At 48.0% G+C, this 17767-nt stretch carries 16 protein-coding genes; 4 read left to right on the plus strand and 12 right to left on the minus strand.

The window, feature by feature from the left end; all coding sequences use genetic code 11:
• The first annotated feature begins 682 nt into the window (after positions 1-682).
• Complete coding sequence (locus P4D80_RS23495) at positions 683-2494, plus strand: ABC transporter ATP-binding protein (protein WP_421656475.1); 1812 nt, start codon at positions 683-685, stop codon at positions 2492-2494.
• 471 nt (positions 2495-2965) lie between these two features.
• Here P4D80_RS23495 and P4D80_RS23500 read toward each other — a convergent pair whose 3' ends face one another.
• The 4 genes from P4D80_RS23500 to P4D80_RS23515 all read right to left on the minus strand — a co-directional run bounded on the left by P4D80_RS23500 (position 2966) and on the right by P4D80_RS23515 (position 6419).
• Positions 2966-4030: a glycerate kinase gene (locus P4D80_RS23500; RefSeq protein ID WP_421656476.1), complete on the minus strand. Its 1065-nt coding sequence runs from the start codon at positions 4028-4030 to the stop codon at positions 2966-2968.
• 208 nt (positions 4031-4238) lie between these two features.
• Positions 4239-4709, minus strand: a complete 471-nt coding sequence (rplI, locus tag P4D80_RS23505; protein WP_421656477.1) for a 50S ribosomal protein L9 — start codon at positions 4707-4709, stop codon at positions 4239-4241.
• Between the two features lie 508 nt (positions 4710-5217).
• Positions 5218-5367 (minus strand): hypothetical protein, encoded by a 150-nt coding sequence (locus P4D80_RS23510; protein WP_421656478.1) that lies wholly within the window; start codon positions 5365-5367, stop codon positions 5218-5220.
• 620 nt (positions 5368-5987) lie between these two features.
• Positions 5988-6419: an ATP-binding protein gene (locus P4D80_RS23515; RefSeq protein ID WP_421656479.1), complete on the minus strand. Its 432-nt coding sequence runs from the start codon at positions 6417-6419 to the stop codon at positions 5988-5990.
• A gap of 140 nt (positions 6420-6559) precedes the next feature.
• On the opposite strand from P4D80_RS23515, the gene P4D80_RS23520 reads away from it, so the two are divergent.
• Positions 6560-7699, plus strand: coding sequence for a PP2C family protein-serine/threonine phosphatase (locus P4D80_RS23520; protein WP_421656480.1), 1140 nt, complete (start codon positions 6560-6562; stop codon positions 7697-7699).
• A 147-nt stretch (positions 7700-7846) separates the two neighbouring features.
• Positions 7847-8455, plus strand: coding sequence for a pseudouridine synthase (locus tag P4D80_RS23525; protein WP_421656481.1), 609 nt, complete (start codon positions 7847-7849; stop codon positions 8453-8455).
• Positions 8456-8836: 381 nt separating this feature from the next.
• On the opposite strand, the gene P4D80_RS23530 is transcribed toward P4D80_RS23525, so the two are convergent.
• The 7 genes from P4D80_RS23530 to P4D80_RS23560 form a co-directional block, all read right to left on the minus strand.
• A complete protein-coding gene (locus P4D80_RS23530) occupies positions 8837-9820 on the minus strand; it encodes an RNA polymerase sigma factor, RpoD/SigA family (RefSeq protein WP_421656482.1) in 984 nt (327 codons plus the stop codon).
• A gap of 708 nt (positions 9821-10528) precedes the next feature.
• Positions 10529-12289, minus strand: a complete 1761-nt coding sequence (locus P4D80_RS23535; RefSeq protein WP_421656483.1) for a helicase HerA domain-containing protein — start codon at positions 12287-12289, stop codon at positions 10529-10531.
• Positions 12290-12782: 493 nt separating this feature from the next.
• Positions 12783-13139: a retron system putative HNH endonuclease gene (locus P4D80_RS23540; RefSeq protein ID WP_421656484.1), complete on the minus strand. Its 357-nt coding sequence runs from the start codon at positions 13137-13139 to the stop codon at positions 12783-12785.
• A complete protein-coding gene (locus P4D80_RS23545; protein WP_421656485.1) occupies positions 13136-13843 on the minus strand; it encodes an AAA family ATPase in 708 nt (235 codons plus the stop codon). Before P4D80_RS23545 ends, P4D80_RS23540 begins: the two co-directional genes overlap by 4 nt.
• A 324-nt stretch (positions 13844-14167) precedes the next feature.
• The gene (locus tag P4D80_RS23550) at positions 14168-14380 is read right to left on the minus strand and encodes a hypothetical protein (protein ID WP_421656486.1); all 213 of its coding nucleotides are present in this window, start codon (positions 14378-14380) and stop codon (positions 14168-14170) included.
• A 164-nt stretch (positions 14381-14544) separates the two neighbouring features.
• The gene (locus P4D80_RS23555; protein WP_421656487.1) at positions 14545-15324 is read right to left on the minus strand and encodes a glutathione S-transferase family protein; all 780 of its coding nucleotides are present in this window, start codon (positions 15322-15324) and stop codon (positions 14545-14547) included.
• Between the two features lie 407 nt (positions 15325-15731).
• Positions 15732-15938 carry a hypothetical protein gene (locus tag P4D80_RS23560; protein WP_421656488.1) on the minus strand — a complete coding sequence of 69 codons (207 nt, stop codon included), beginning with the start codon at positions 15936-15938 and terminating at the stop codon, positions 15732-15734.
• Positions 15939-16393: 455 nt separating this feature from the next.
• On the opposite strand from P4D80_RS23560, the gene P4D80_RS23565 reads away from it, so the two are divergent.
• Positions 16394-16660 carry a MoaD/ThiS family protein gene (locus P4D80_RS23565; RefSeq protein ID WP_421656489.1) on the plus strand — a complete coding sequence of 89 codons (267 nt, stop codon included), beginning with the start codon at positions 16394-16396 and terminating at the stop codon, positions 16658-16660.
• On the opposite strand, the gene P4D80_RS23570 is transcribed toward P4D80_RS23565, so the two are convergent.
• On the minus strand, positions 16641-17729 hold the full coding sequence (locus P4D80_RS23570; RefSeq protein WP_421656490.1) for a D-alanine--D-alanine ligase family protein: 1089 nt from the start codon (positions 17727-17729) through the stop codon (positions 16641-16643). The two genes, P4D80_RS23565 and P4D80_RS23570, sit on opposite strands and share 20 nt — an antisense overlap.
• Between the last annotated feature and the right edge of the window lie 38 nt (positions 17730-17767).

The raw sequence follows: 17767 nt of genomic DNA on the forward strand, positions 1-17767 counted from the left end.
GGTTTTACCTGGAGAATAACTTTCGCACAACCAGAAACGCTCCCCGGAGAAAAGCGATTTAGTTGTGATCGCAAACAACAGGGAACTCCAAGTGTAGATGCCACCACCCTGTTGCCTCCTGATACTCGGAGACATGCTCAACGCAGCATAACCGAAGTCGATAGGGATCGGCCAGTAAACTACGCAGTCTTTACCAAAAGAAAATAAACGAGAGGCAAACTGCAACCGTATAGGTTAGTTAGATTCACTTATCTAAAGTAAAGTTTCCATTTAATTAATTATCTCCGGAGAAGTTTTGAAGCTTAAAGGTTTGGTGAAGGTACCGAGCTATATCAATCCTGAATCCTTGTGAAAAAGGAGCATTGTGAGAGGCTTTCCCAGAATCAGCAACATGTCAGGCCGAAATAATAGGAGAGCAAGAAGAAAAACCTGTATCCGAAATTTAGTTATCAGAACTGTATCTGTATTACAATACTACTCTGTAGTATCTAATTTTCTCCTCTGTCCTGATGTTCTATAGCAACTGACTTAATGAAATTGGCACGACAGAGGGATTCAGTGTTACGAAAACTCATTTGAGCCACTGCTGCAAACCGTAGTCAGGTTGCTGCTCGTTTGGGCTGACCAGAAATGGCAACGGTACTCAGCATTCATTATCTGTATTTCTCTGGAAGGAGGAGTCATGGCGAAATTTCAAGACATCGTCCGCTATTACCGAAGGTATTGGCGGATCACCGTCTTCAGCATTGCAATGATGAGTGCCTTCGAAATTATTGATTTGTTTGTTCCCTATGCGATCGGGCAGACTTTGAATGTTCTCTCCGAGCAACCACTGGATGCACCCATCCAAAACCTCGTTGCCAGTGTTGCCAGGGTTACTGGTCAGCCTCAAAGCCAGACGCTTACCCTCGCGGTGCTGCTGGTGCTGATTGGTCTGGTATCGGTTGGGCGTGCCCCAATTCAACCCTGGCTGGGTCCCTGGTTTAGTTGGGATACGGCATTTCGGGCACACCGCGACCACGCTCGCAAAGCATTGGAAAAGGTGTTGACCCTACCGCTGGAGTTCTATGACGAGAACAACTCTGGACGGATTGCGGCACGGGTTGCAAAAGGATTATCCAACCACATGTGGAGCTACCCGGTGGTGGTTGGGCAGATGCTCCCTAAAATGCTTCGACTGGTGGGTATCTTCGTCTTGATCTGGATGATTGAGTGGTGGATTGGTTTATTGACAATGGTTTCGTTCATTGTCATTCTTTCGCTGAACCTGGCTGGTTTAATACCGCTGATGGAGCGGGATAAGAAACTGGATAGATACATGGAAGATACTGAGAGCCGCACCTCTGAGATCATCACTAACATTAAGACGGTAAAAGCCTTTGCAACGGAGGCAACGGAGCTTGCACGTCAGCAACAGCGGTTCGATCGCGAATTTAAAGTGCTGGATTACCGCATTCACAAGGGGTTTGTTATGTTGGGCATGCGGCAGCGCACAATTGTGCAAACCTGTGTGTTTCTGGTGCTGGTATTTACGCTGATTGCAACGGTACAGGAGCAAATCTCGATTGGGCATTTCATCACAACGCTAACGGTTTCCAGCATGGCCTATGCCGAAGTAGAGCCCATTAGCGAGATTGCAGAGATGGTTGCCCGGCGTTATGCATCAATGATTCACTTCCATGAATTCATGCATCTTCCGATTGGTAAGGATGCGGGCAATCTGGTTTTTGAAGGGGTGTCGTCTTACCAGTTCACAGGAAAGGTGGAATTTTCTCATCTGACCTTTGGTTACGATCGGGAACGTCCCGTATTGCAGGATGTGAATCTGCTGATTGAGCCGTATCAAACGGTAGCGTTAGTGGGTCGGTCGGGTTCGGGTAAGTCTACGCTGGTGAAGCTGCTGTTCCGTTATTTTGAACCGGATGAGGGGGCAATTTTAATGGATGGAGTGGACATTCGCAGACTGGATGTAACAGCCTACCGGAAACGGCTGGCGATCGTTCATCAGGAGGTGGATATCTTCAATGGCACACTGTTGGAAAACCTGACCTATGGCAACCCTAAGGCTACGTTCGAACAGGTGAAGGACGCCTGCCGGATTGCCCAGGCGGATGAGTTCATCCGTAATATGCCTAACGGCTACTCTACTGTGGTGGGTGAGCGGGGCGTGCGGCTTTCGGGTGGTCAGCGGCAGCGGATTGGCATTGCCCGTGCTTTGATTATGGAGCCGGATGTGTTGATCTTTGACGAAGCAACTTCTAGCCTGGACTATGAGTCGGAGCGATCGATTCAACTGGCGATGCGTGCCATTCTGGGTACCCGCACATTGATCATCATTGCCCACCGTTTGAGTACGGTGCGTGAGGCTGACAAGATTGTGGTGCTGGAGAAAGGACGCATTGTAGAAGTGGGTAGCCACGAATCGTTGCTAAATCACGGTGGCATTTATCAACGCCTGCACTCGTTGCAGGAAACGGGCGAATTGCTAGCTTAGGCAAGAGAAGGGGTGAGAAGTGGGGGGGAGGTGATAGGGTGATGGAGTCGGGGCGTGGATATCACCCTATCACTCCATCACTCATCCCCTTTTCTCCAGTCCCTCATTTCTGGCTTCTGGTTTCTCCCTTGTGCCTTTAAATTCAAAATTCAAAATTTATAGCTCTACGCGGGTGCGTTAGGACACTGGAATTAGAGAGGGAGTGGGGGCTGCGCCCCCAGCCAGGGGTTTCACCTCTGCACTCCGTCCTAACCATCATGACTACTGCTATAGAACTCAGAACTATTCAAAAACTGCTCAAACTCTTGCAATGAGATACTGGAACCGATTTGCCAGCCTCGGTTGACATACTTAGGGACCAACATTTTGATGTTGATCTCAGGAACCTGCAAACTGGTTTAGCTTTCTTGAATTGCTGACCATTGAATTGATAAATGAAGAGTTGATTTCAGCGGTAAATCTAGAGTTCTTTCATCCGCGATCGCCCCCCTGATACACGGCTCTAGGCTTATGATTTTGGTCAATTTCGACGATCAGATCGGCGTAACCTGGAATGTCCACCAACGGTTTGATAAATAGCTCAGGATGGAGTGCTTTCCAGAAATAATCCACGAATGCATCAATTTCGACATCGCTCATTCTGGCTTTGCCTGTTGCTCCCATTTCCTGTTCTGCCTGTTTGCGCCATTGCTTACTGAAGCGATAGTCAATTGGATAAAGCACCATCAAGCTGTCTATCCGTTCCCAGAGGGGAAGATAATCGTACAGGTGAGTGTTCATGTCACGGGCAAAGGTACGGTCCGCTTCGGTTGTGAGGGGGGGAAGGGCGGTGTTCAAAAGGGATGGGGGAATGGGACGGACACCAGCAAACCAGCCTTCAAACAAAACGATATCAATGTTGGACACCATTTGAGGGACGGTGCGATCGCCCGCTCCCCCATACAGTGATTTATCAAAACGTGGAATCGCGATCGGTTGGTCCAGTGGCGGGTGACGGAGTTGATCCAGAACTTGAATACCCAGTTCAACATCATGGGTGCCGGGTGGTCCACGCCAAATTAAGCGGGAGTCTTGCTTCTGTAGTTGGAGGCGATCGCCATAGGTCTTGTAGAGGTCGTCCAGGGAAAGGCTGAGTGTTTGATAGCTCAGGTGTTTCAGGAGGAGGGTGAGGATAACTCCCAGGGTGGTTTTGCCCGTTCCCTGCCCACCCAGAATGCCTTGAACAAAGGGGCGGCTTTGAGCTTGACGACGGTTCGCCAGCCAAATGGCCAAGGGAAGCCACAGGTTCCAGAGGGTATTGAACTGGTTCTCTAGAGCTTGATTAAAACGAGTTTGGCAAAGCTGAATGAAGTCTGGATAGACAGTTTGGAGGAGGTGCGATCGCAACTGCAAATGCTCACTTACATTTTCTGCGGTAATCCCAAACGCTCTGGCAGCCCGTTCATCCTGGAGTGTCATTTCTTCCAGATGATGCCACTCATTCAGGTCAAGTGATTCTTTTACCGACAGACGCTTAATCAGGTTATGAATAGCCATTTGAATTTTCAACTAATAGCTCTCTGTTATAGCGATCCTTCTTGCAATTTGAACGGGGTGCAGGAGTTCCACCCCTGCACCCCGTCCTAAGCCTGGTGGCTATAGCTATAAATGAGGGGAGTCAGAAATGTGCTCATCGCATCAAAATACCCCCAGTAACGCGAACTTACCAGGGGCATTCCATAGGGCTATAGCAGGTGATATACCGCTATTCGCTGGCTTTCGCGGGTACTACCTGGATTTCTACGGTTGCTGTCACCTCTGGGTGCAGCTTGATATCAACTTTGTAGGAACCCAGTTTGTGAATGTCGGGAACAGTAATTCCGCGGCGGTCAATTTCCTGATTCGTAGCTTCCTGAATCGCCGTTGCCACATCCTGGTTAGTTACGGTACCAAAAATAGCGTCCTTCTCACCGGCCTGCTTGGCAATCATGAACCGACCTACAGTTTCCAGTGCTTTCTTACGGGTTTCGGCTTGCTGCTTCTCTTCCAGGAGGCGTTGTCGTTCTAGCTCTTTGCGCCGCTCAACTTGCTTCAAAATGCCAGGATTTACCTGCACCGCCAATCCCTGGGGAATTAAATAATTACGGGCATAACCGGGAGCAACATCTACCAGATCTCCTGCCCGACCTAATTTGCTGACGTCTTTATTAAGAACTAACTGAACGCGCTTCGCCATATTTCTTCCTGTGTTGCTCAACTCTTACCCACAGAAGTACAATCTTACCGCAACAAGAGGAAGAACATCTACACCATTCCCTAAAAATTTGGCCACATAGCAGACATCTCTTTAATCTTAAGCCTGCAACACCTTCCAGAATCTTTTCGCCTTGATTAGAAGTAACCCCAGTTGCATCACTAGCTGTAGTTTGAGTATGACATTATGAATCACGGCGTGTATGCTGCTTATATTAGAACTGACTGGTCTGATCGCAAACCGGACATTTTATTATTCTGGCATTTCAAAATTTTATCCCAACATTTTATTTTATGTTTTATGCCTGCTCCCTAAGTACAGGACAAAAGCTCGCAAAAGGGGAGCAGGAAAGGGGTTCATGAGAATTACCATATTCTATCCACGAAACCTTCAGGAATCAGATTACTCTACTGCGAGAAGCTTTGCACCCTCATTTAGCCTGGCATGGTGCAAGATTGAGCTTTGTTGCTGCATGCTCTCTAAAACGTCTTTAAGATTGTTCTTTAGATATCTGTCGTTCAATTTCTGCTAGTTGTTTTTTATGAAAAGCTTTTAACCATTCAACAGCAGTATAGACATCTCGAATTTTGTCTTTGCTATTTTCCCAGTTCTTCAAAGCTGGAAAAGTTGTTTGCTCCATTAAGGAATAAGCTATCTTAACAACAACTTGGTGCCCTGAATCGGACTCATGAAGTTTTGGAAGGAGACGATCTAAAAATCTCTTTTTGTTTCATCCTCGTTCCATGTCGCTAACAATGTCTCAGAAACACCGCATTGTTTCAAGAAGTCTCTCAAGGTTCGTTTTCTCCAAAATGGTTTCAAAGCTGCATCTGAAATTAGTCGCGTGAAGTGAGGTGCAAGTTTTACTTGCATCTTGTCAGATCTATGAGAAATAGCAAATAGAAATAGGAGAAATAGCAAATAGAAATAGCAAATTTTTTAAAGGCTTAACTTATGAAAAAGATTATTCGTCCAGTAAACCACATGATGATTGTTATCAATGTTTTGCTCCCTAAAAGAAGCCTAAAGAGGTGTCTCACTGACCAATGCAAGCGATCTAAATTGTATTTAGACTGTGTATTTAGACTGATTTTAGTCTGTCTAATCTAGATAACTTTCCTGAATGGGTCTTAAGCTGCATAGTAGCCTTGCAGGAGGGAGTTAGGTGGTTAGCTTTGCAAATTCTTCATCACGAAAAAATGCCCATTTTACTGGGATTTAAGCGATCGCAATTTTAATTTTCGAATAAGTTCTGATTGGTTAAGCGGACTCCGAGTAATGCTTCACAATCAACAGGCAGTTGCGATCGTCCTCTGTTCGTGTATAGCTCAACGAGTCAGCAATGCGTTCCATTAGTTTTAAGCCCCGTCCCCCTTCGGCATTGGTATCCATTTCAGACGGTAAACTCTTCAACTTCTGAATCAGGTTAAACGGTGCCCCGTGATCCCAGATTCTTATTTCCAGCCATTCAGAAAAAATAACCACTTCAATATCAATCAACCGCTCAACAGGTTGTCCTTGATGGGCATGGCGTACCGCATTGGTAAACCCCTCTGCCAGAGCAAGTTGACATTGCATCCAGGTTTGATAAGAGACCGGAGGACAGTTAAACTGGTCAAACCATGCAAGAACTTGAATCAGAGCATTGAGGTCTGTATTTACTTGAATGGAGTCTCTGTGGATTGGCTGCAACGGTTGAAAATCCTCAAATTGAGAACCTGGGAACCAGTATATGCGTTGCCCAGACAGGTGTTGTTTCAATGAATTGAAATTTTCATTTAGCATCTTGGCTGTTTAACCCTTGGTCATCGCTTTAACCTATTCACCCCTCTATGCCCAAGATCCTGATTATTGATGACGATGCTGCCATCCAAATTGTTCTCAGAAAGCTACTGGTGGCTCAGGGCTATGATGTTATCGTTGCTACCAGCGGTAGAGAAGGGGCCAAGATGGCAGCAGAATATTTGCCTGCGGTCATCATCTGCGATTGGATGATGCCAGGAATGAATGGGTTAGAGGTCTGCCGTTGCATTAAAGCTGACCCTGAACTAGCAGCATCATACTTTATTTTGCTGACTTCTCGAACAACGGTAGAAGATCGGGTACGAGGATTGGATAATGGGGCCGATGATTTCCTTTGCAAGCCGATTGAACTGGATGAACTAACCGCGCGAGTGCGGGCGGGCCTCCGTCTGCATCAGGTGAACCAGGACTTGCAAGCACAGAAACGGGTGTTAGAGTCCGAGTTTAATGAAGCGGCGGAGTATGTGCGATCGCTCCTCCCTCCCCCAATGACGGGCAAGCTTCAAATTGATTCCCGCTTTATCCCTTCCCGGCAATTGGGAGGAGATTGTTTTGACTATTACTGGCTTGACCCCGATTATCTCGCCATTTATTTATTAGATGTGTCGGGACATGGGTTGGGAGCGGCGTTGCCCTCGATCTCGGTGCTGAATTTGCTGCGATCGCAATCCATGGATGGAGTCAACTTCTACCAGCCCAATTCGGTGTTACGGGCACTAAACGAAACCTTTCAGATGGATAACCAGAACGACAAATTCTTTACCATCTGGTACGGTGTCTACAACCAGGTCAAGCGGCAGTTGATTTACTCCAGCGCCGGTCATCCCCCAGCGATCCTGCTCCCAAAAGCCTCAAGGGGAGGAGGGCCATTTGTGCCCTTAAAAACTTCCAGTATGCCGATTGGGATGTTGCCTGACACTCGCTTTGTTAACCAGCGTTATGAAATTGAATCCTCTGGCATTCTCTACATCTTTAGCGATGGGGTTTATGAAATCATGCAGCCTGACGGCAACATCTGGGGTTTGGAGGCGTTTGTCGATTTGCTGGTAAATGATGCCCGAAATATCGATCGCTTCGGGTTAGATTATATCCTGGAACGGATCAAAGCCCTTAACCCCAAAGGTTCCCTGGATGATGATCTATCCCTACTCAGGATTGAGTTTCATTAGTACTTTGTCAGTTTCTTCGTGGCAATCCTGGAAAGGGGGTCGAGGGAATCAGGGTTTCAAGGAGCCAGAGCCCCGTTTCTAGAACACCCTCGTTTCTTTACTCCATCACTCCCCCCCTCCATCACTCCATCACCCCTCCCCCCTCCCGTGTCCTACCGCTACCTCCTGTTTCACAAGCCCTACAATGTCCTCTGCCAGTTTACAGATGATAGTTCCATCGAACAGCGGCGATCGACCCTGAAGGACTACATTCCTGTACCATCGGTGTACCCCGTGGGGCGGCTTGACTACGATAGTGAAGGGCTGTTGTTGTTAACCAACGATGGACAACTTCAGCATCAACTAAGTGATCCCAAATTTCAGCATCCCCGTACCTACTGGGTACAGGTCGAACGCATTCCAGATGAAACGGCTTTACGCCAACTCCGACAGGGGGTAGAGATTCAGGGTTATTGCACTCGTCCCGCAACGGTCATTTTATTGCAAGCGGAGCCTCCCCTCCCACCGCGCAACCCACCTATCCGGTTTCGTAAGACCGTACCAACCTCCTGGCTGGAGATGACTCTGACAGAAGGGCGCAACCGTCAGGTCCGACGGATGACTGCATCGGTAGGGTTTCCAACTTTGCGGCTGGTAAGGATTCGGATTGGTTACCTCAGCCTGGAAGGGCTACAACCCGGTCAATGGCGAGAGGTGACGGCTGAAGAGTTGCATCACTTACGGCAGAAATTCTATATCGGCAATGCGAAGAGGTGAGGGAGTCATGGCGTTTATAGCGGTAATGATTGTGAGTAATGATTTTGAGTAGGACGGGGTGCAGGGGTTCCACCCCTGGCTGGCGGCGCAGCCCCCACTCCCTCTATAATTCCAATGGCCTAATGCACCCGCGTAGAGCTATATAACTTGGCCGTGATAAAGATTGCGCTTCTCCTGGTTTTTAAGCTCCGGCTTAGCAAACCCATCAATGGAAGCTCTGACTTCCCAGATTCAATCGGCAGCAGGAGCTTCTCGTCCAACCTGACCAGGCTGAAGCTTGGTCACGAGCAATCAGTAAAACATCGTCTGACATTGCAACATGGAGGTACAGGGAGGACCCCCTACACCCCCAACAGAATTTTCATTTTGCTGTGCTAGTGCCTAACTAGCCAGGTACTCCCTCACCCGTGCTTTACGGCGACGAAGTTGGTCAAGAGCTTGCCGTTCAAGCTGGCGGACCCGTTCACGGCTGAGGTTGAGACGTTCGCCCACTTTTGCCAGAGAAAGCTCGTTTCCATCCTCTAAGCCAAAGCGGAGAGTCAGCACCTCACGCTGCTGGGGAGTCAACTCAGCCATGAGGGTTTCCAGATCCTGACGGAGGGATTCCTGATCCATAAAGGTGTCAGGAGATTGTCCATCGTCCTCCAACAGGTCTTGCAGTTCCGTATCCTGGTTGTCACCCACACGCAGGTCGAGGGACACTGGCTGACGAGCCATGGTCAGATACTCGCGAATCTGGGCTGGTTCTAACTCCAGAGCTTCTGCGATTTCAGAAGCGGTGGCTGCACGACCGAGATTTTGAGAAAGCTCTCGCTGGACTTTTTTGATCTTGTTCAGCTTCTCGGTAATGTGAATTGGGAGGCGAATAGTGCGTGCTTGTTGTGCGATCGCCCGCGTAATTGCCTGCCGGATCCACCAGTAAGCATAGGTCGAAAACTTATAGCCACGGGTGGGATCAAACTTCTCCACACCACGCTCCAGTCCCATTGTGCCTTCCTGGATCAGATCTAGAAACTCCAGGTTACGCTTCTGGTACTTCTTAGCAATGGAGACAACGAGACGCAGGTTCGCTTCAATCATCTTCTGCTTCGCTCGCCGACCTTTCTGCATAATGTCCTTTAAGTCAGCTTCGCTGATTTTGGCGTGGTCTGCCAGCTCCTGCTCACTTGGCTCATGATTCAGTTTCTTGGCAAGGGCTTCCTTCTTCTCTTGCAGCGACATCATCTGCTGTACTTGCTTGCCATAGATAATCTCTTGCTCATGGGTCAGCATCGGTACGCGACCGATTTCGTGCAAATACGTGCGAACCATATCTGCCGTGAAGGTGGGCTTAGCGGTTTTAGATTTAGTAGTGGCAGTGGTCATGGATGCGTACTTAACTCCGTAAACAAAAGACAAGGGAACATACAAACAGAAACTAGATTTTTGAGAAGCGACTCACCTTTCCCGGAAAGGCGAGTCCCTTGGCAAAACACCGATAGGATTGGACTGCTAGCCCAGTTGCAACACTTTTCAGAGAATCAGGAAAAAGACTTGATGAAACGTCTGGACTTTACTAATAACGGGGATACGATGGGTGAGGCGAGGACAAATACAAGAATAAGTACAAACGCGGAATCGTTATGAGTTTTAATCAATATTATTACAAATTATAGACGCCGGTAAAGTCGTTTGGTTTCCCCCTACTGGATGATTCAGATGGATGATCGATTCATATTTTCTGCAAAACAGGAAAAATCCAGTATGAGAAGGTTTCAATTGATGCCAAAGGCATGCATCTAGCACGTCACATGAATTCGGCTTTGCAATCCTATAGTGCCTTGATCGCGTCGTCGTGGCTAGTCTCAACTGAGAGGGATAACCGAACTTTTTGAACCTCTCTAGTGAGGATATCTGCAACAGCCATAGTGAATCTTTTTAGGTTGTACACCTCCTGCGGTTGAGTGTATTGAATGGTTGCAACCAGGGTATGACAATAATGTTGATTTTGTGTGTAGATGGGTGGTTAACAGGACGGGTTAGGGAAAAGAAGATTTGCTCTAAAAGGTATACGCTGTGTCGCCAGGGTTGGATTTAAATGCCCAGGTCGGCTCTAGCTGCTTCTGCTGCTTTGAACACCAACGGGCTAGGCATCTCTTCCCATGCGGGGTCACCAATTTCGGCATAGAAGGTTTCATCGTAGGGACGGGTTCTGATCACTACCGGCATTGGAACAGCATGACCCAGGATCAGGGCCTGTTGTTTAGAATCCAGTTTTGCCAGAACCGATTTTAAGCTCTGCGCTCCAGCTACTCCAGTAAAGATGGCTTCAATGTCCTTTTCGTCGTTTAGCAGGGCGGTGATGCGGGTACCAATTTGGGACATAACTTCGTTGTCAATGCCAGAAGGGCGCTGATCAACCACTAGCAACGTGACGAAGTATTTCCGCATTTCGCGAGCAATGGTGCCAAAGATGGTTTGCCCCACGGTAGCCGGATCAAGGAAACGGTGCGCTTCTTCAATGGTGATGACCAATTGGCGGGGGCGATCGCTCACTTTTTTGGTCTGTAAAAACTGCTCGGCTTTACGGACGTAAGCCTGGTGAATGCGACGGGCAATCACATTGGTGGCCAGCATGTAAGACAACAAATTGGATTGGGAGCCAAACTCCACTACCACATGCTTACCCGCTTCCAGGGATTCCAGGATTTGCCCTACATAGTTGTGTGGGCAGGAGTTCCGGATATATTTCAATTCAGCCAGACGATTGAGCTTACGCTGAAGCGCCATGATAGAAGACTTACTACCCATCTTGGTTTCGCAAAATTCCTGAATTTCTTCGTTATTCATTGTCAATAACCGCGAAATCCAGGATTTGCCAAATTCGTTTCTCAGGATAATGGCATTTTCTAAACTGGCTTCCGACAGGTTTAACTCTCCCCGCACCAACATCAGATCCTCCACATCAATCTGGTCAAAACTGATGTAAAGCTCCTGGGCGTCCCGCACCCCACGCCGTTTGGTGGAGTCCGGGTCGAGGGTGTAGATTTGTACCTGTCCGGGGAACAGTTGGCGCAACCCTTTGACAGTACTGAACTGTTTCCCTTCCCGCGTCGCTTCCCAGCCGTATTCAGAATGCATGTCAAAAATGAGGTTGACAGCAGCCTGCTTGCGAATAATGCCAGACAGCAGCAACCTTGTCAGAAAGGATTTTCCAGTGCCTGACTTGCCAAAGACTCCGTTGCTGCGCTCTACAAAGCGGTCCAGATCCAGACAAATCGGCACATCCATATCAATCGGTTGCCCTACGGAAAAATTCCGCCGATGAGGGTCATCTTCCCAGCCAAACACGGCCCGGAAATCCCATTCGCTGGCGTCGTAGACCTGGCTGAAGTGGCTGGGAATGGTCTTGACGGGGAGCAGTTCAATTGGGGCGCTGGATTGAGCGTCGTAAGAGGCGAGTTTTGAGTTTTGAGTTTTGAGTTTTGAATGATTTCCTGGCTCCTGGTTCCTGGCTCCTGGCTCCTGGTTCCTGGTTCCTGGCTCCTGCCTCCTCACCTCCTGGCTGATCATCAACATCGGCGATAGATTAATTGTCCCAAACGTGCCACTGCCCGCTAAGACTTCTTGCAAGAATGTATTGGCCGGGTCGGGTGGGTTTGCTAGAATGCGGGGACTGCCCGTTCCGAGGGAGACATCGGTGAGCATGCAAAAGAAGCGCGATCGCACCCCCTGCACGACCAAAAATTTACCTACCCGCATGTCTTCCACCGAGACATCTGGATGCAGGCGCACTTCTAAACCCTGGCTCAGAGAGCCTTGAACAACAGAACCCAGTGGCATCTCTAAGGTCATACCTATCCCACACCATCCCGTTTAGCGAGGGTTGAACTGGGATGACAACTCTAAATAATACACCAGTTCTAGACAAAAAGAACAGATGTTCTAAGCTAAATCATAAATTGCCGCAATTGGTAGAGAACAGCACTACAAAATTCCTCATACATTCCACTAGCACTTCGGTTTTCAAAAACCTGAATCAACTTCTAAATTTCTTCCTGGGTCAAGTTTTCAGCACCTTGGATGTTTTTCCGAATGGCTTCTCTTCTCATTCTTTGAAGTTTAGGAATGTTGAGACCAAGAACTTCAATAACTGATTCTGCCGCTTCTTTCGTTGGCAGATTCCAGTTAGCCAGAATTTGGCTATCCTCAGTAAAGCGAAAGGCATTAGAGCAAGCGGAATCTCGAGGCGTAATCTTATAGCTGTCGCCAGGTTGCTTAGGACATCGGTTTTAAGGGGGTGTGGGGGCTTCGCCCCCAGCCAGGGGTTCCATCCCTGCACCCCGTCTTAAGCCTGGTGGCTATTGCTATTAAGTGGGCTTTTGCCCCGCCTTTGCCCACAATGTTCTGGTTTTCGAGAAACTTCGCCCTCTCCCTGACAGCAAGCTAGAAGGTTGATGTATTCTACCGTCTCTTCACTGGAACATTCGCTCTGCGGTTTTAAGTGCTCAATATGACTATTCTGCTGGCTGACGCGCATTTCACAATAGCAGCAAAGATAGCCTTGCTCTTGCAGAAGAACCTGATGGAGTTCGCGTTTGGCAGGATTTTGTAAATAGTTGTAATAGAAATTAGGAGTATTTCTCTGAAGTGCTTTCCAGTTTGTCAGGCTTGCAGGTTCCTGGCTTTTATGAATCTGCCTCATCGACCCAAAATTTCCTTCCGCCGAATCGCTGCCCTTGCCCCGACCAGTTCTGCTTCATCTGCTCCAATTTCTACGGATAGCTGTGCGGCTTTTTCGCGGGCAGCGTTCAGATCTCCCTCTTCAATCAACTGGAACAATTCCTGAAGCTTCTCCTGGTATTCTTTTGGACGGGCTGGGACCCCCATTAAATCTTCAAGAATTGTATTACTATCTCGTCCCAAAGAGTATTCAGGTCGAAATGCCTTAATTCCTTCAGGCGTTGCCTCAAGGATGTAAATGATGTAAATACTCTCTGGTTCAACGTGACTGATGATTTGAGGAGAGTGGGTTGTAACAATGAATTGACAGTTAGGAAAGGCACTTCTCAAAGAAGGAATGATCTTCCGCTGCCATTGGGGGTGGAGATGGAGTTCGATTTCATCAATTAAAACGACGCCTTCTCCTTGGAGTGGGTTTTCTAAGCCAGGATTGGCGATCGCTAATCTCCTGGCAATATCCCCTACCATTGCCAGCAAACATTTTTCACCATCCGATAATTGATTGATGATGAGTTCTTGACACTGCTTCTGAATAGTCATGCGAAGCGGGGAACGGCGCACTCGTAAGTCTGAAAATCCTGGGAGAAACTGAGGGATTGCGGTTCTAACTGCTTCTAGCTGGCGATCGCGGTAGGTCGAGTCGTCTCGTAAATACTCTGCTTCCAAATCCTCCTGGTTTCGGAACCATCTGAAGAAGTCCTCAAATTTAACCTGTCCTCCAGTTAGTGCATTTTCATAGGCATCAATGGGTTTTCATAGGCATCAATGGGTTGAAAAGTAAGTGCATTCTCACTTTTTAACGGAGTATCCTCTACCGTTCGATTAACTGGATAATAAACAAAAAGTGGCAGATTAGTCTGGGCTGTTTCTTGACTAGAACCAGATTCTAGTTGGTCTCTGATTCTTCGGAAAAAAACTGACAATTCTCCTTGAAAAGTCTTTTCTTGAAAGATTTTGGAAGTTTTTCCACTTGATAAGTGACCGATCAAATTAAGCTTTCCAGTTTGAAAGCTTTCCAGTTTGAGAGTTAGCAGTTAACAAAATCTCTACATAAATCTCTCTATGCTTAGCTTTAAAGTCGGCTGCTGTAAAATTTCGCTTCAGGTTAAGCTTGTCCAGTATTTGGCTCAGAATTAGTTCTTGCAACAAAATAGCCAGACAATCGAGAATACTGGACTTTCCAACTCCATTCATACCAATCAATACAGTCCATTCACACCAATCAATACAGTTATTTGAGGATCTAACTCTAGAGTTAGATCCTCAATGCCGCGAAAAAACTGGATTTTCAGGCATTTAACTTCCATGTTTTCCTACAGGCAAGGATGGAGCGGTTTGCTCATTCCCCACAACTCACTCAACTTGCATTATTCAATATTGATCGAGGTTGGGGAAGATGGGGAGGTGGAACTGGAAGACGGAGAAGCCTGGCGGAAGTCGGTGTAGAGTTTGTCACGCCAGGTGAAGAAGGGGTCAAAGGTACCCACGTCGGCAATGCCGGGAACGCCTTTGCCTTTGAGGGAAGCGGGAATATCTAAATAGGGACCTTCGGGAAACTTGATGTACATAGTCAGCCCGGCCACAGCAAAATCGGCCAGGGTGGGATGATCGGTAACCAGGTAGGGCTGTTCCATCAGAATGAAGCACAGCGATGCTAAATCACGTTTCATCGCATCTTTGGCAGACTTGAAGGGATCGGGCAGGCCAGGAAGGGTGAAGAGGTTGCCAGGAACGGCTCCAATTAAGCTTTTGAGGAAATTGGGAGTTTCGGCTGGCAGGGTCGCGGTGCGGAAACTAGGATCCTGGCCCATGGCGCTAATCAAACATTTACGGGCATTAATCCCAATCGATTCATCGGCCCACTGTTCTATGAGCAGACACAAGCCGCGCAATTTAGGATCCGTGGGAATAATGGGCTTGTCGGGATACTGTTTTTCCAGGTATTCCGCGATCGCTGTTGAATCTGCAATCACTTCGCTTCCGTCCTTTAATACAGGAACCTGTCGCTGCCCGGTCATTCGTATCAAGTCAAGTTGGCCAATTCCGGGAGTCACCTCAATCTTCCGATAGGCCAGACCTTTATAGTCCAGAATCAGACGCACCTTTTCAACATAGTGGGACAGTTCAAATTGGTATAGCTCTAGCATGGAGAGTCTCCTGTCAGGCAACTCCGTAAGACTAACCCAATCCTTTGTGAAACACAATGCGAAAGACTGCTACAAAGGGCATTTGATAGAGATCGAACCTAAGTTTAGTGGGTAGATCTCACCCATGGCAGAGAAATCAGTAACGCCAGATTTCTAGACTTCAACTGTATCGAAGTTAACCAATTTCAGATTCTGGAAGCTCGCAGTTTTGCGACAGTTGAAGGAGATATCTCAAATATGATGAACTTAAAAAGAAGTCAAAACCTGGTCAGGAAAGCGACTGCACTGTTTGGGGCGATCGCAGTCAGTAGTCTTTTGGGGCTGCCTGCTTTTGCCTAGGAAAACGTTAACACTCCCAATTCCAATGGGTCTCAAACCGAAAGTTAGCGGAGTTAGATGAACGCCCTTTACAACAACGTTCTTGGCCGGGGTGGTGCTACCGCAGGTGGCTTTACCAGATAGATAGTGGAGTCTGCCAACAACCCTGATCGCCACCCCGATGATTTGCTAATCAGGTGAGCTATCGGAACGATGGAGACTACCAGGCTCGCAACTACAGTCAGACCTACGGTCCAGGCGTTAGCCAGAGACAAATAAATAACAATCAGATTCAAACCAGTGGCGTAACCAGCGGGGGCAAAGCCTGTTGGTTGTAGCTATACCAATCGATAGTCGTCAACAGAAAGTAGAAAATTTTCCATTTAAATTATGTCTGAACGGACTTTGCTTTTACGTTTTAAGTGAAGGCTGAGGAAGCAGGAGACAGATGAGTGGAAGCAGGGGAGAAGAAAGAAGAAAGGAGACAGAAGAGAGAATAGGAAGTGGAGGAGGGTGTTCTAGAAACGAGGCTCTGACTCCTTGAAGACCTGATTTTCCCTTGCCCCCCTTTCCAGCACTGCCACAAAGAATTTCCAGCATTGCCACAAAGAAACTGACAAACCCAAAATTTGACAAACTCCAAAACTTAGAACTCAAAACCCCATCCCCCCATCCCCCCACCCTATCGCCTCTATCTAAACTTAGAACCCAAAACTACCCCTCATTCCTCACCCAACTAACAACTCAATCCATGTTTGAGCCTAAAGTCACGGTTACGGTTAAGCTGTTTGCGGCCTATCAGGAAGCCTCTGGAGTTTCAGAAGTCATTCTGGAGTTTCCGCCGGGGACAGAGGTTGCAGCGGTGCGCGATCGCCTCATTGCTGAACATCCCCAATTAGCCGAATGGCGCGATCTGACTCGCTTTGGCATTAACCTCCAGTTTGTTGAGCCCAACACACCCCTTCAAGATGGGGATGAGGTGGTGTTAATTCCTCCCGTTAGTGGGGGTGCCCAGTGACCTCCCCTCCTCGTTCCAATGCTAACTGAACTAATTGATTCACCAGTTCTGCAAAGGAAATGCCAGTGGCACCCCATAACTGGGGATACATGCTGGTTGCTGTGAAACCAGGCATGGTGTTGATTTCGTTGATTAATACTTCGCCCGTCGCTTCCACATAAAAGAAGTCCACCCTTGCCAATCCTGCTGCATCAATGGCCAGAAAGGCTTGAAGGGCCATCTCCCGAATTTGCTCACTTACTGATGTTGGGATGGTGGCTGGAATCACTAAACCAGCTTTGCCCTCGGTATATTTAGTCTCATAATCATAAAACTCACTTTGGTAGGTGATTTCTCCCACCACAGAAGCTTTCGGGTGGTCATTGCCTAAAACAGCGCATTCGACTTCCCTGGCAACGACACCTGCTTCTACAATCAGGCGGCGATCGAAACTGGCGGCACTGTCGAGAGCGGCTTCTAATTGAGTACGATTACGTACCTTCGAAATACCCACAGAAGACCCCAGGTTTGCGGGTTTAACGAAGCAGGGATAACCTAGCGTTGCCTCAATTTCGTCGCACAGCTTGGGGTAGACGCAGGGGTTTGACCAGACCTGGGCACGGCTCACTGCAAGGTATTTCACCTGAGGCAGTCCTGCCTGAGCAAACACAGTTTTCATGGCAAGTTTGTCCATCCCGATCGCCGAGCCCAGAACACCAGAGCCCACAAAGGGTACCTGCATCAGGGTGAGTAATCCCTGAACAGTGCCATCTTCTCCATTGGGGCCATGCAGAATTGGAAACCACACGTCTACTTCGGCAGTGGTTGCTGGAAAGTGCCAGTTAGAAGACTGCCTACCTTCAGTTGACGTTTCTTCTGGTTGCAAAGGGCAACCCGTATCGAGGACTGTCTGAGCGATTGTGCCAGTGTGCCAGCGTCCATCCTTTTGGATGTAAAAGGGTCGTAATTCATACCTTGCTTGATTGGCTTCGTCCGCAAAGGCACGGGCGATCGCCCGTGCCGAAGAGATGGATACTTCATGCTCTCCTGAGCAACCTCCAAACAACAGTCCTACTTGTCGTTTTGCCATGAATCCACTGCCTTAAACATTAACCGGAAATCATAACC

Origin of the sequence: Leptothermofonsia sp. ETS-13 (assembly GCF_049200465.1) — a bacterium.
Classification (GTDB): domain Bacteria; phylum Cyanobacteriota; class Cyanobacteriia; order Leptolyngbyales; family Leptolyngbyaceae; genus Leptothermofonsia.